The 14758-nt window shown below is 48.9% G+C and carries 13 protein-coding genes; 8 read left to right on the plus strand and 5 right to left on the minus strand.

The window, feature by feature from the left end:
* The first annotated feature begins 3 nt into the window (after window positions 1-3).
* Window positions 4-900, plus strand: a complete 897-nt coding sequence (locus FJM67_RS08940) for a helix-turn-helix domain-containing protein (RefSeq protein ID WP_140588556.1) — start codon at window positions 4-6, stop codon at window positions 898-900.
* A gap of 70 nt (window positions 901-970) precedes the next feature.
* Here the strand turns inward: FJM67_RS08940 and xylB are convergent, their stop codons facing one another.
* Window positions 971-2461 carry a xylulokinase gene (xylB, locus tag FJM67_RS08945; protein WP_140588558.1) on the minus strand — a complete coding sequence of 497 codons (1491 nt, stop codon included), beginning with the start codon at window positions 2459-2461 and terminating at the stop codon, window positions 971-973.
* Window positions 2462-2747: 286 nt separating this feature from the next.
* On the opposite strand from xylB, the gene ygfZ reads away from it, so the two are divergent.
* On the plus strand, window positions 2748-3644 hold the full coding sequence (gene ygfZ, locus FJM67_RS08950) for a CAF17-like 4Fe-4S cluster assembly/insertion protein YgfZ (protein ID WP_140588559.1): 897 nt from the start codon (window positions 2748-2750) through the stop codon (window positions 3642-3644).
* Between the two features lie 27 nt (window positions 3645-3671).
* On the opposite strand, the gene ung is transcribed toward ygfZ, so the two are convergent.
* Both ung and FJM67_RS08960 read right to left on the minus strand, forming a co-directional pair.
* Window positions 3672-4352, minus strand: coding sequence for a uracil-DNA glycosylase (ung, locus tag FJM67_RS08955; protein ID WP_140588561.1), 681 nt, complete (start codon window positions 4350-4352; stop codon window positions 3672-3674).
* Window positions 4343-5245 (minus strand): choline kinase family protein, encoded by a 903-nt coding sequence (locus tag FJM67_RS08960; protein WP_181161464.1) that lies wholly within the window; start codon window positions 5243-5245, stop codon window positions 4343-4345. The genes ung and FJM67_RS08960 overlap by 10 nt, the downstream gene beginning before the upstream one ends.
* 88 nt (window positions 5246-5333) lie before the next feature.
* Here FJM67_RS08960 and hexR point away from each other — a divergent pair, with 88 nt between their 5' ends.
* Window positions 5334-6197 (plus strand): transcriptional regulator HexR, encoded by an 864-nt coding sequence (hexR, locus tag FJM67_RS08965; RefSeq protein WP_140588565.1) that lies wholly within the window; start codon window positions 5334-5336, stop codon window positions 6195-6197.
* Between the two features lie 76 nt (window positions 6198-6273).
* On the opposite strand, the gene edd is transcribed toward hexR, so the two are convergent.
* Window positions 6274-8088 carry a phosphogluconate dehydratase gene (edd, locus tag FJM67_RS08970; RefSeq protein WP_140588566.1) on the minus strand — a complete coding sequence of 605 codons (1815 nt, stop codon included), beginning with the start codon at window positions 8086-8088 and terminating at the stop codon, window positions 6274-6276.
* Window positions 8089-8460: 372 nt separating this feature from the next.
* Between edd and gap the strand changes: the two genes are divergently transcribed.
* The 3 genes from gap to FJM67_RS08985 all read left to right on the plus strand — a co-directional run bounded on the left by gap (window position 8461) and on the right by FJM67_RS08985 (window position 11489).
* Window positions 8461-9474: a type I glyceraldehyde-3-phosphate dehydrogenase gene (gene gap, locus FJM67_RS08975; protein WP_140588568.1), complete on the plus strand. Its 1014-nt coding sequence runs from the start codon at window positions 8461-8463 to the stop codon at window positions 9472-9474.
* 81 nt (window positions 9475-9555) lie between these two features.
* The gene (gene pyk, locus FJM67_RS08980) at window positions 9556-11001 is read left to right on the plus strand and encodes a pyruvate kinase (RefSeq protein WP_140588569.1); all 1446 of its coding nucleotides are present in this window, start codon (window positions 9556-9558) and stop codon (window positions 10999-11001) included.
* Between the two features lie 32 nt (window positions 11002-11033).
* Window positions 11034-11489 carry a methylglyoxal synthase gene (locus tag FJM67_RS08985; RefSeq protein WP_140588571.1) on the plus strand — a complete coding sequence of 152 codons (456 nt, stop codon included), beginning with the start codon at window positions 11034-11036 and terminating at the stop codon, window positions 11487-11489.
* A gap of 6 nt (window positions 11490-11495) precedes the next feature.
* Here FJM67_RS08985 and FJM67_RS08990 read toward each other — a convergent pair whose 3' ends face one another.
* The gene (locus FJM67_RS08990; RefSeq protein ID WP_140588573.1) at window positions 11496-12410 is read right to left on the minus strand and encodes a PDC sensor domain-containing protein; all 915 of its coding nucleotides are present in this window, start codon (window positions 12408-12410) and stop codon (window positions 11496-11498) included.
* A 219-nt stretch (window positions 12411-12629) separates the two neighbouring features.
* On the opposite strand from FJM67_RS08990, the gene purE reads away from it, so the two are divergent.
* Window positions 12630-13121, plus strand: coding sequence for a 5-(carboxyamino)imidazole ribonucleotide mutase (gene purE, locus FJM67_RS08995; RefSeq protein ID WP_140588575.1), 492 nt, complete (start codon window positions 12630-12632; stop codon window positions 13119-13121).
* Between the two features lie 3 nt (window positions 13122-13124).
* A complete protein-coding gene (gene purK / locus FJM67_RS09000) occupies window positions 13125-14198 on the plus strand; it encodes a 5-(carboxyamino)imidazole ribonucleotide synthase (RefSeq protein WP_140588576.1) in 1074 nt (357 codons plus the stop codon).
* The last annotated feature ends 560 nt before the right edge of the window (window positions 14199-14758 follow it).

The following is a 14758-nucleotide window of genomic DNA, read 5'->3' on the forward strand; positions in this document are numbered from 1 at the left end:
CCTATGTCTAAAACCAATAAACGTTTTGCGCCGGAATACGAGATTGTTGATAACGGCATAGAGACCATTCGCTATCTAGAACATGGCTACCCCAGTGATTTGATTCGTTGGCACGCCCACGATGACTATGAACTGCATTTTATTGTGGCTACCAGCGGTAAAGTTTTCGTTGGGGACTACATCGGTAACTATGGCCCGGGACAGTTAATCCTCACTGGTCCACGTTTACCCCATAATTGGATTTGCCAACACAACCAAGAACCGGTGGAGCTACGTGACATGGTGATACGCTTCGACCATGAATCCTTTGAGCATGGCATGAAGATCATCCCTGAATTAGCTGAAGTGCTGCCCATGCTATCGCGGGCTAAATCCGGCATCGAGTTTTACGATTTTGACCCAGACTATCTAAGCAAGGTGTTTGCCCAAGTACGAGATTCATCGGGACTACAGCGCTTGCTGTATGCCTTACCGCTACTACAAAAGCTGTCTCAAAGTAGCAATTACCGCCTGCTCTCGACGGTGCAAATTGACGTCAAATCCAACGAAACCTTGCAGCGCAAGATTAACACCGTCGTGGACTATGTTTCCCTCAACTATAGCCAAGACATCTCGCTTTCCAATGTCGCTAGCTTGATTGGCATGTCGGACAGTCACTTTTCCCGGTTTTTCAAAAAAGCCACCGGCAACCGCTTTATCGAGTTTGTAAATCGAGTACGTATCAGCCGCGCCTGTAGCTTGCTCACTGAAACCGATCAGCAAATTGCCAATATTTGTTTCCAAGTCGGCTTTAATAATGTGGCGAATTTTAACCGCCGTTTTCATGAACTTAAAGGCGTGACCCCGCGAGATTTTCGTGCTCAGTTTCACAAACGGATCGAGCACCACGGCTTGCACTAATCTCATCCTCTGTCCAGATTTACCGTGTCAGGACTATTCCCGACACGGTTTTTTTATCTGTTTTTAAAGGCTAGAACAAACTAGCCAGCGCCCCTTCGAGAGTTTTGGTTTGTTGGTAAAGCTCACGATAGATGGCGTATTTCCCTCGGTAGTAGGCGCGTTTGTCTGGCTGTGGCTGATGAGTATCGAGTACCTTTGGCAGCGGGCAATAGGCCTGAATCAAGGCCTCGACATTCTCTCCTTGGCTGGCACGGTGCCCAAGCAAAGCTAATCGTGCGGCGCCCAGCCCTGGCCCTACTTCGCCACCATCCCGATAGACAATAGTTTTCCCTAAGGTATCGGCCAAGATCTGACGCCATAATGCACTGCGGGCACCGCCACCAATAAGAGACAATTCATCCACATCCGTACCCGCTTGGGCTAAGGCGTGCTGACAATCAAGCATAGAAAAGGCCACCCCTTCGAGAATGGCTAAAGTCATCTCCATTTGGCTGGTGCCGTTGCTCATGCCATAAAACTGTCCACGGGCATCAGGAGCATTAATTGGCGTGCGTTCCCCGTTGAGATAAGGCAGGTACACCACGCGGGTTTGGGTAATGTCGCTTTCGTAGAGTCGGTTTAGCAACACAGGTACTTGGCTATCACAAATATCGGCAAACCAAGCCAGGGAGTTAGCCGCACTAAGAGTCACCCCCATTTGATGCCAACGGTTCGGCAAAGCATGGCAGAAGGCGTGTACAGTATGTTCCGGTGCCGCATTGTGGGCATCGCTTACGCTAAAATAGACCCCAGAAGTACCCAAGGAGACAAAACCTTGCCCAGGGTTAGTTACTCCCATACCGACTGCACCACAGGCATTATCCCCCCCACCAGCAACCACCGGAATGGGAGCCAGACCAAGCTCAGCCGCGATATCTTCTCTCAGTGTCGCCACGACTTCATGGCCTTCGTGTACCTTAGGCATGTGCTCTAAAGTCAGTCCTGTCAATTGCAACAGGGTTTCATCCCATTGACGGGTGGCGGGATTCAGCCACAAAGTCCCAGCAGCATCAGAGCAGTCGCTGGAAAACGCTCCGGTTAGTCGATACAGCAGGTAATCTTTCGGCAGTAACACTTTAGCGATGCGGGCAAAATTCTCTGGCTCGTGCTCTCGCACCCATTGAATTTTGGGGGCGGTGAATCCGGGCATAGCAAGGTTCCCCGAGCGTTCCATGAGCTCGGGATGAGACGTCATAAGGCGCTCACATTGTGGGTAACTACGCCCATCGTTCCATAAAATACAGGGGCGGATCACCGCCCCCTTTTGATCCAGTAAGGTAGCACCGTGCATCTGGCCAGACAGACCTAGCGCTTGCACTTGTTGCAATTCATGACCGGCTTGTTTTAGCTGCATTAATACAGAGATTGTTGCCTGCCACCAATCTTCAGGGTTTTGTTCTGACCAGTTAGGTTGAGGTGTGGCGACGGTTAACGCCGCCGAGGCTTGATCGATGAGTGCTCCTTGATGATCCAGAAGTACCCCTTTGATGCCGGATGTGCCCAAATCTAAACCCAAATACATTGCGCTAACCTTTTTTATATCGTTGTTGGTCGTCTCAATGCCTCGTTGTTATGCCATGATAGCAGCGTGGCAGATGGTTATTTCACATCTTCTGGAGTTCTGGGTAGGGAGTCAAGATAGAGGATAAAAGCTGCATTTTTAGTATTAATACCGGCTAAATTTCGTCAATTTTGGCAAAATATCATTGTGTATTCGCAATCGCGCCAAGCCTAAAGGAGGCGGTTGAAATTGACTTAGATCAACACCATTATGTCATCCTATACGATCCATATTCTGTGAGCACATCATGACCATCGACAGCCTGCTATCTCAATTACCCAAATTCAGTCGTGCCCACGGCAGTCACCTTGGCGTCATCCGCCTTACGGGGCCAGACAGCGCCAAGTTTTTGCAAGGGCAATACACCTCTGACACCAATCTACTTTCACCCACTGCAAGCCTGTACGGTGCGGTCTGTAACCCAAAGGGACGCATTATCAGCAGTTTCTTTGCTCTCAAAGCGCCACAGGGCGAAAACCTACTATTGGTAATGGAACGGGATCTGGTTGAAACCACTCTGACGCATCTACAAAAATACGCGGTCTTTTTTAAGACCCAGCTAAGTGATGCCAGCGACGAGTTCGCACTTTATCTTGAATATGATCAACGGGGTGCAGAGCAGGAAGAGACGGTCGCGAATACATTAGCAACCGTGGCAGAAGATTCAACCATCGTAATAACGACAACTGCCGGCAACCTACAGCGCCACTTGCGATTGGTATCTGGGGAGCAATCTTTGGAGGAAGTGCAAGCCGACGCGGCGCCGGTGTTCGAACTACTGATTGCCCGCCCCCTAACCAACTTAGCTGATACCAGTAACTTGTTACCCCAGTGGCTCAATATGCAGGCCAACGGTGGAATTAACTTCCGTAAGGGCTGTTATACCGGGCAGGAGATCATTGCCCGCATGAAATACAAGGGACAGTCGAAAAAGCAAATGGGACTATTTGCTAGTAGCGCTCCCTTGAACGAAGGCAGTGACATCACCAATGAGCAAGGAAAAAACATTGGTAGTGTGTGGCGCTCAGCATCCTTTGGCGATCTGCATATTGCATTAGCTATTTACAATGTGGAGGAAGATGTCCAATACCAGTGCGCTGACTCAGCATTAACTCAACTACCGTTGCCTTATGAAGTTGCCTAAGCTCCGCTCAGCAACGGCCTATTAGTCTTACCTTAGGTGAGCGCCCCAATCGATGGGCGCTTTGCCGACCGATTGCAGATACTGATTGGCGGATGAAAATGGTCGGCTACCAAAGAATCCTCGGTAAGCCGATAGAGGCGATGGATGCACCGACTGTAAGACCAGATGTTTCGAACGATCGATACCTGCACCTTTCTTCTGGGCGTAGCTGCCCCAAAGAATAAACACCACCCCCTGATGATGGGCGTTAATTTCTTGAATAATGGCATCGGTAAAGGACTCCCAACCCTTACCTTGATGGGAACCCGCTTTCCCAGCCTCAACCGTCAACACACTGTTTAGCAGTAACACCCCTTGGCTTGCCCAATTCACTAAATGCCCATGATTAGCAACCGGTATGCCTAAGTCACTTTCCAATTCTTTGTAAATATTGACCAACGATGGTGGCACCTTCACCCCCGGCAATACAGAGAACGACAAACCGTGAGCTTGACCGGGGCCGTGGTAAGGGTCTTGCCCTAGAATCACCACTTTTACCTGATCAAATGGCGTATGATTCAGGGCGTTGTAGCAATCTTGAGAGTGGGGATAAATGACTTTTTTCGCCTGTTTCTCCGCTGTCAAAAACGCCTTTAGGGATTGCATATAAGGCTGGTCAAATTGGTCAGCTAGGCGTTGCTGCCAGTCTTGGGCGAGATTTAATGCCATCGTTGTCGCTCGATATCTACTACAGGATTCAAAGAAGGGTCTGATTTAAACGCATAGTAACATTCTAGCGCTTCTAAATCTTTCGGCGTGACTAAGTGCTTTAATAGCAACCAAGCCATTTCCCGTAGGCCATAAGCCAACATCAATACGTTCACGTCCCGTCGATGGGCGACAATATCGTGATCCAAACCATAGGATTGCAACAGCAAGTCAATTTGTACGCTGGTGAGGTTATGGGAACGAGCCAATACCGCCAAATCAAAGGCAGGGTCCCCTACTGCTGCCACTTCCCAATCAATTAGCCAACAATGTCGTGCGTCCATTAAGATATTTTTGGGGTTAAGATCGTTGTGACAAAGTACCTTGTTACGTTCGATTTGCATCATCGGTAACTGACTAAAAGCCTGTTGTAGATAGTCAACTTCTCGATTTAACTCATGGGAATGGCTGGGCAAATGATGGCGTATTTGCTGCAAATAATGGCGAATCACCCCATACACTTCGTAATCTTTATTCACCAACGGGGCCCGATGCAGCCGAGCGAGCTGCTGGGCTAAACGGATCACATCTTCGTCGGGATGCTGTACCTGCCAAGATAGACTTGGCGCGGCGATATACTCACTGGCGACCACACCCTCATCATTCGCCCACAACAAAGCCGGGGTAAGCATTTGCTCCGCCGCATAGCGCCACACTTTTTGCTCTACCTGCCGGTTTAATAGGAAGGCGTCCTCTGGTAAGGCAGGCACTCTCACCACTACCCGTGGCGCATTGAACCAAGACAATTTATAGACCTGATTGGAAAAACCATCTTCTATGGTATCGACTTTAATCTTCTGCAAATGGGGCAGAATGTCGCCCATCTCGCTGAGATAATGAGAAAGTGAGTTCATTGTGAAACATTTATTGCCAGATTTGATAGCGGCTGTCAGAATGTCCTGCATGTCCCTTTGAGTCAATACCTATTGTTGAAGCGCATCAATGAACAAACACGAAGACATCATTCGTAAGATCCAAGAAAAGCTAAGCACCCTGAGCAAGTCTGAACGCAAGGTAGCCGAAGCGATTCTGGCTGACCCGAAAACGACCATCCACTCCAGCATTGCTAAGCTAGCTGCCCGAGCAGAAGTCAGTGAGCCGACCGTAAACCGTTTTTGCCGCAGCTTGATTGGTAGCGGTTTCCCTGATTTTAAAGTCGCGTTGGCACAGAGCCTTGCCACTGGCACCCCTTATGTAAATCTCAACGTTGAGCCTGATGATGCCCCTGGCGCCATTACCAACAAGATTTTCGAGGCTGCGAAAAATAACCTCACTCGCGCTCAAGAGTTATTGCCTGAGTCCTTGATCAGCCGTGCCGTAGACATTCTGGCTCAAGCGCGCCGTATCGAGTTCTATGGCCTAGGCGCCTCCGGCCCCGTCGCAAAAGATGCGCACCATAAGTTCTTCCGCTTGAATATGCCCGTTGTCGCCTACACGGATATTTTGGTACAACGCATGGCGGCAGCCGGTACTCACCCAGGAGATGCGGTCGTCGTCATTTCCCTTTCTGGTCGCACCTTGCCTTTGATTGAAACCGCTCGCGTTGCCCGTGAAGCAGGCGCTACCGTTGTCGGTATCACGAACCCAGGCTCACCTTTAACCGAGCATTGCTCTATTGTTCTGCCGATTGAAGAGACCGAGGATACTGATATCTATACACCGATGAGTTCACGGATTGTATACCTTACCCTGATCGATGCTTTGGCAACGGGCGTGCTACTCAAACGTGGCCCTGAGTTTAACGATCACCTACGTAAGCTAAAACTGAGCGTGCAAGATACCCGTCTACCTAAAGTAGACAAATAAGTGCCAAAAAAAGGGCTTACCGAGGTAAGCCCTAAACACCATTACTAACAAACGTTAGTAGTCAGAGGAACCAAAATTAATCATTAAACAAGCTACAAGCGCCCTGCTCCGCGCCGCTCACTAGCAGACGTTGTGCGCTAAATAGTTCACGCCCCATACCTTGATGAGAAGCGCGTAGATCACAGGTTGCAGCCTCACGCTGCGCAAGCTCTTGCTCACTTACCAATAATGACAACTCACCGGTATTGGCATCAACACGCACCAAATCACCAGTCTGTACCTTGGCAATTAAACCGCCGGCCAATGCTTCAGGTGTTAAGTGAATAGCGGCGGGCACCTTACCGGATGCGCCAGACATACGACCGTCGGTCACCAATGCCACCTTGTAACCTTTATCCTGTAAATTGCCGAGGAACGGAGTCAGCTTGTGCAGTTCTGGCATACCAATGGCTTTCGGACCTTGGAAACGCACCACAGCGACACAGTCCCGTTCCAACTGACCAGAGGAGATAGCGTCGGCCAATTCGTTTTGATCGTGGAATACTACCGCCGGAGCTTCAACAACACGGTTTTCTTCCTTCACCGCCGACACTTTCATCACCGCACGGCCAAGATTACCCGTCAATAAGGACAAGCCACCCTCTTTGCTGAATGGGTTGTCAATCGGACGCACCACGTCTTCATCTAAGCTCTTGGCAGGGCCATCGCGCCAAACCACTTTGTCACCCTCTAAGAAAGGCTCTTTGGTGTAATGCTCTAAACCACGACCAACAATGGTCATCACATCTTCGTGCAAGAGGCCGCCATCCAGTAACTGACGCACCAAGAAGGCCATACCACCAGCAGCATGGAAGTGATTAATATCTGCCTGACCGTTAGGGTAAATACGAGTCAATAGAGGCACGACTTTGGATAACTGTGAGAAATCTTCCCAGTTCACAATAATGCCTGCGGCACGGGCAAAGGCGACAATATGCATGGTGTGGTTTGTCGAACCACCAGTCGCCAACAACCCAACAATGGCATTCACGATGCTACGTTCATCAATGATTTCGTAGAGAGGACGATAATCCGAACCAAGCGCAGTAATTTTCGTCGCTAATTGAGCCGTGTGGCGAGTTAAGGCTTCGCGTAGTGGATCATCTGGGTTCACAAAAGATGATCCAGGTAGTTGCAAGCCCATCATTTCCACTAGCAACTGATTAGAATTGGCTGTGCCATAAAAAGTACAAGTACCAGCACTATGGTAGGAGGCAGATTCCGCTTCTAGCAATTCATCTCGCGTCGCCTCACCTTTCGCAAAACGTTGGCGCACTGCCGCCTTCTCCGCATTGGTGATGCCAGATCTCATTGGGCCTGCAGGAACAAATAGGGCGGGTAAATGACCAAAACGTAATGCGCCAATTAGCAAGCCTGGAACAATTTTGTCACAAATACCTAGATATAAAGCAGCATCAAACATGTTGTGAGACAAAGCAATGGCGGTGCCTTGAGCGATATTGTCGCGGCTAAATAAACTTAGCTCCATACCGTCCTGACCTTGTGTCACCCCATCACACATTGCCGGAACGCCGCCAGCAAACTGGGTCACAGATCCCATTTCTGCAACCGCTTTGCGGATAATTGCAGGGTAATCCTCATAGGGTTGATGTGCCGACAGCATATCATTGTAGGAAGAAACAATACCGATGTTGGCTTCCTGCATTAGCTTTAGCTTTTGTTTTTCCTGTGGCTGACAAGCAGCAAAACCGTGCGCTAAATTGCCACAAGACAACTTACCCCGGTGTGGGCCCTGCTCCTGAGCCTTGCGCATATCAGCTAAATATTGGCTGCGTAGTTCTTGGCTGCGCTCAATAATATTGTTGGTCACTTGGGACACTAAGGTATTCATGTCTACACTCCTGATGGTAGCGTTCTTCGTGACGCCTCACTCATTTTTGGTAATTTTACTACATAATAAAAGCAAAACTCCAGATTTAAAGCGAAAAATCGCTGGAAAAACCTCTATTTTTGTAATTTAATTACCTAAATAGATGTTGAAGCGAATATAAAAGGGTTGCAAGGCAGGTTTCTTGTTCTTTTTTTGACCTGAAATCGTAATAATTTCATTTTATCCTGTTGCTGAAGCATTTTTTGCGGATAAATCGCACAATTCCTTGCGACAAAATCCCTTTTTGTAGTATTTTTTCTAAATATTAAGAACAGACTAACAAGCACATTCGGTGCCAACAGTCTTCTTAACCGCAAAGCTTAAGAGGTGAGTATGACAATTAAAGTAGCTATCAATGGTTATGGTCGTATCGGGCGTAACGTACTTCGCGCTCTGTACGAGTCCGGTAAACGCGAGCAAATCCAAGTTGTAGCCATCAACGATCTCGGCGACGCTAAGATCAATGCTCACCTAACTAAATATGACACAGTTCATGGACGTTTCAATGCGGATGTTACTTTCGACTCTGAAGCACTGTACATCAACGAAGATAAAATCCTGACCTACTCCGAGCGTGATCCAGCCAAACTTCCTTGGGCTGACCTTGGTGTTGACGTGGTTTATGAATGTACTGGGTTCTTCACTTCTAAAGAGACAGCTGGCGCTCACATTACCGCCGGTGCCAAGAAAGTGATTATTTCTGCCCCAGGAAAAGACGTTGATGCTACCGTCGTGTACGGAGTTAACCAAGACGTGCTGACTGCTGACATGACGGTGATTTCTAACGCTTCTTGTACCACTAACTGCTTGGCTCCGATTGCTAAACCACTGAACGACAAGCTAGGTATCGAAAGCGGGTTGATGACCACCATCCACGCTTACACTAACGACCAGCGTTTGTCTGATGTTTACCACTCTGATCTATACCGCGCCCGTGCCGCAGCAATGAACATGATCCCGACTAAAACTGGCGCTGCAGCGGCTGTCGGTCTAGTGGTTCCTGAACTAGCAGGTAAGTTTGACGGTATGGCGGTACGTGTACCGACTATCAACGTTTCTCTAGTTGACCTTACTTTCCAAGCTCCACGGGAAACAACTGCGGAAGAAGTGAACCAAATTATCGCTGACGCTATCGCAGCAGATCCCGTTTTGGCTGAAGTACTATGTATCAATAACGAGCCACTCGTCTCTATGGACTTCAACCACAGCACTTATACTTCCAACTTTGATGCCACCCAAACCCGTGTACAGGGCAAACTGGTCAAAGTGATGTCGTGGTATGACAACGAATGGGGCTTCTCAAACCGCATGTTGGATAATACCATTGCGTTAATGAACGCAAAGTAACAGATATACCCAAGGGCTGCTGACGCAGCCCTTCTTGTCTCTTATACTTCCTTTTATCTTAAAATCTTTTGGTAACCAGATATGACACGTAGAACGAAAATCGTCGCCACGCTTGGCCCTGCATCCAGCTCTCCAGAAATGATCGAGAAGCTGATTCTTGCCGGAGCCAACGTATTTCGCCTTAACTTCTCCCACGGAGCGCCGGAAGATCACATCAATCGCGCCAATGTGGTGCGAGAAATGGCGGCGAAAAACAATCGTCACGTGGCTATCTTGGGTGACTTACAGGGCCCTAAAATTCGTATCGCCCGGTTCAAAGATACCAAGGTAAAACTTGCCGAAGGCGCGACGTTTGTTTTGGACGTTGGCTTTGATAAAAATGCTGGCGATGAAACCCGCGTAGGCATCGACTACCCACAGCTTGCTGCCGACTCAGAGCCAGGCAACATCTTGTTATTAGATGATGGCCGCGTGGTACTAGAAGTGCTAGAAGTAAAAGGCCTAGAAGTTATCACCAAAGTCATTGTCGGCGGACCTCTGTCCAACAACAAAGGCATCAACCGTTTGGGCGGTGGCTTGTCGGCTGCGGCCCTCACTGAAAAAGACAAAGAAGACATTAAAACGGCTGCTGCACTAAAGGCCGACTACCTTGCCGTTTCCTTCCCACGTAGCGCCGCTGACCTTGAAGAAGCCCGCTCATTGGCTCAAGCCGCTGGCCTAAACGCTGGTATCGTCGCCAAAGTAGAACGTGCCGAAGCGGTTGCAGATAACGAAACTCTCGACGCGATCATTCTTGCTTCAGACGCTGTGATGGTTGCCCGTGGCGACCTAGGTGTAGAAATCGGTGATGCAGAGCTGATCGGCGTACAAAAACACATGATCAAGCGCTGCCGTCAACTAAACCGCCCGGTTATCACGGCAACCCAGATGATGGAAACCATGATCACCCAGGCTATGCCAACCCGTGCTGAAGTATTCGACGTAGCGAACGCGGTACTTGATGGTACCGACGCGGTGATGTTGTCCGCGGAAACGGCGGCAGGTGACTACCCAGAGGAAGTGGTGAAAACCATGACTCGCGTGTGTCTTGGTGCGGAAAAACAACCTTCCGTAAAACGCTCCAAACACCGTATCGATGTCACCTTTACCAGCATTGATGAAACCATCGCCATGTCGGCAATGTACGCTGCCAACCATTTGGAAGGTGTCAAAGCGATTATCAGCTTGACCGAGTCGGGCACCACGCCATTATTGATGTCTCGTATTACTTCAAGTCTGCCAATCTTTGCCTTGTCACCGAATCAAGAGACATTGAACCGTGCAGCCCTTTACCGTGGCGTTACACCAGTCGCGTTCTCTTCAAAAGAATACGACGTGGACACCATTATCTCTGGTCTAGTGAAGCGCATCGAAGACCTAGGCTACGTGCAAACAGGTGATTTGGTGATCGTGACCAAAGGCGACCACTTGGTTAGCCACGGCACCACTAATGGTATGAAGATCGTTAAAGTGGGTGAAGTGGTTTAACCACTTTACCCTCGCTTGGTAAGGATTTCCCTTTGCAAAAGAAGAAAATCACTGTCGCTGCCCGTAAGCGCATCGCCCTTGTTGCCCATGACAACATGAAGTCAGAGTTGATTCTCTGGGCACGTGAACACAAAGACAAACTGGTTGCTCATGAGCTTATGGCAACCGGCACCACTGGCAATCTTCTACAAAGGGAACTCTCTACCCCAGTACGAGCTTTTATTAGCGGCCCACTGGGTGGCGACCAACAGTTGGGCGGCATGATTGCCTCGGGCGACATTGATATCCTGATTTTCTTTTGGGATCCGTTCGAGCCTATGCCTCACGATCCAGATATCAAGGCCCTACTGCGGGTCGCAGCGGTCTGGAACATCCCCATTGCCTGTAGCGTTTCTTCTGCGAATTTTCTCGTGAGTTCACCATTGTTTAGCGATGAATACACTCGCGATATCCCAGACTATGAAAGCTACCTTGCTGCGCGTGTGTAATCCTGCTTAACGCTCTTCGCGACTTAGCTTTAGATAAACACCTAGACCGGCTAGCAAACCGACACCAGATAACATCATGGCGACGCCGTTAAGAATCTGACTCGGGTCTGATTTCAAAACGGACTTAAACATCAGCAATAGTGCCTCTATGGATACCGCGATAATAATCGCAGAGATAAACCTCATGATAGTTCGTCGAGTGGAGTGATAGTGATTGATATCCTTGCTCATCAACACCTCTTCCTCAAGAATCGTCTTACCAAGATCAAACACTGCCAACGCTAGGGTCAGCATTACCACACTACCAAAAGAGGTGCTGGCAGCATCCTGATCATGGGCTAAACCTACAAATAATGAATAGAAAGCAGACCCTAGAAGCGCAATGGCTACGATAATTAAAGCCACCCCGATAACCCCATGAATCAATTGGAAGTAGGGATGTAGCTTGTCTCTTTTCTCATCCCCCAATAAATATGAGACCAAGCGGGCTAAATTAAAATTGAGGACTAGGTAACCACTACCTTCTGGAGCACGAACGCTGTGCACGACCGAAATCGCCAGTTTATGTGTCGCTGACGATAAATAGGGAGCAGTCACGAAGGTATCAGTATTAGAAACAACAGCCCCTTCGAAATAGGGACGGTGGCTTCTATCCGTCCCTTTGCCCATGGTTCGAGCTTTTAAGCCTGTCACATTCGGGCTTGTTACCGTATCCGCTAACTGCACCCCATGACTATCCAGACTGTAAATTAGCTCTATAAATGGGTATGCATGTGACAACTGCTCAATAGCTTCTCGTTGTTTAACCACATCTCGCAGTAATGCCTGGCGATCCAGACTAGTCATAATGGAAGTGAGTAGAGCCTGGATCGTTGATTCGTATTTTTGATACTTATCGAGTAAATGAAAATGGTTGTGCATTGCTTAGAAAACGCTTTTATAGTTTTAATGAATTTTCATAATTCACACAAACAATACAGCTTAAATGACGCGATTGGAACAGCAAAAACTCGCGAAAATACGCCATTTCCGCTATATTATCGCCCCATTCGAATGTGGCTTTTTGCCACTCAATCTCATTTTTGACCATTTATGCCTCCAATCCCTAATACGTTGGAGCAAAAATCGAGGAGAGTCACCTTGCAACCACAAGTAGCCCTTATCATGGGATCAAAAAGCGACTGGCCAACCATGGAAGCCGCAGCGGAAATCATGGATAAACTAGGCGTCGCCTACCATGTGGAAGTCGTCTCTGCCCACCGCACACCGAACAAACTCTGCGAATTCGCCGAAGCCGCTGCCGAAAAGGGTTTTAAAGTTATTATTGGCGGCGCCGGTGGTGCTGCTCACTTACCTGGTATGGTTGCCGCTCACACACGTCTACCGGTTCTGGGCGTACCAGTACAGAGCAAAGCATTAAACGGCATGGATAGCTTGTTATCTATCGTACAGATGCCCAAAGGGGTAGCCGTAGGAACCCTAGCAATTGGCACCTCTGGTGCATTCAATGCCGGCCTACTGGCTTGTCAGATTCTTGCCAATAACGACCCTCAACTGGCAGAAAAGATCGAGGACTTCCGCAAAGAACAAACTGAAGCAGTTCTGGAAAATCCAGACCCACGGGAGGAATAAGTCATGTCTAGTATTTGGGTACTTGGCGCTGGACAACTTGGGGCAATGTTAAAACAAGCGGCTAATCCACTCGGGTTAGACGTACGTCCTATCGATATTGAAACCGACGCAACTCTGCCTCTTGAAGCAGACGATATCGTGACCGCTGAACGTGAAGACTGGCCTGAAACGGCGGCAACGAAACAACTCGCAGCCCATCCGAATTTCGTCAATCTGACTACTTTTCCACAGCTAGCTGATCGCCTCACACAGAAGCAATGGATCGATAAACTGGAATTAGCAACTGCCCCTTGGTTTCCGGTAGAAGCCGATAGCACTGCAGACTACGCCTACAACACTTTAGGTGATCGTGTGCTGATGAAACGCCGTCGTGGTGGCTATGATGGCCGCGGTCAGTATTGGTTAAAACAAGCTGAAAATACGCAAATTCCAGATGATTGGAAAGGTCAAGCGATTGCCGAACAAGCCATTAACTTCGATGAAGAAGTCTCCTTGGTTGGTGTTCGTGGTCGAGATGGGGTGAAATACTTTTATCCTCTAACCCTGAACTTACACATCAACGGCATCCTTTACGCTTCTATATCGCCTTTAACACGTCTAGCTTCCTTACAGCCTCAAGCTGAGACGATGCTAGGTAAGTTAATGGATGCCCTAGACTATGTTGGGGTCATGGCTATGGAATGTTTCCGTGTTGGCGATAAGCTACTCATCAACGAGTTAGCGCCGCGAGTTCACAACAGCGGCCACTGGACACAGGCTGGAGCAAGCGTGAACCAATTCGAAAACCATATCCGTGCTGTAGCAGGCTTGCCTCTAGCTCCAGCGGTAATCAAAAACCAAAGCATGATGGTTAACTTGATTGGTGTGGACGTTGACTACTCATGGATCGGGATCAAAGGTTTAGAACTCTACTGGTATCAGAAGTCCGTTAGACCAGGGCGCAAGGTTGGCCATATCAATATGTGCTCTGGCGAGCTAAATGAGCTTCAAGCAGCTCTTAACAAGCTAGCGTCAGCTATGCCTGAGCCTTATGACCAAGCTTTAGCTTGGCTGAAACAAAATCTTCCAACTGCTTAATGCCCACATAGCCCGTGATACCCAGATGCCACGGGCTACCTTTCTTTCTTACCCACCTTACCTACGGAAATACTCCCCTTAGCATAGACTTCGGTGTCCGGCAGACCGCTCAGTATTTATGTTGGGAGGATGACCTAGCAACAGCCTTTTGTGTGTCAAGGAGCGAGACATTAGGCTCAGTAGCGACCTTACGAGCTGCGCTTGGACTGCGGGGTCAGACCCCTTGTCAGGAGATCGACTCCTACCAAAGAGCGAGGCATCGGGCTCTGTTCCGCAGCGACCTTACAAGCTTGCTTGTGGAGCTAGGAACAGTTGCCTGATGGCGAGTGACAGGGGATCACTTACCTACCGGGGTCTACCGAGGCCAGCCCCCCTAGACATCAGCTTCCAGCTCAACCACCGTTTTTCTGGGGGTCTGACCCTTTTGCTATTTAGCTTTTCAGCAGGCACAAAAAAGCCCTGACCGATTCCGATCAGGGCTTCTGTGTTTGAAGCTTGACGACGACCTACTCTCACATGGGATCTCCCACACTACCATCGGCGATGGCGCTTTTCACTTC

The organism is Maribrevibacterium harenarium (assembly GCF_006385675.1).
Taxonomy (GTDB): domain Bacteria; phylum Pseudomonadota; class Gammaproteobacteria; order Pseudomonadales; family Marinomonadaceae; genus Marinomonas; species Marinomonas harenarium.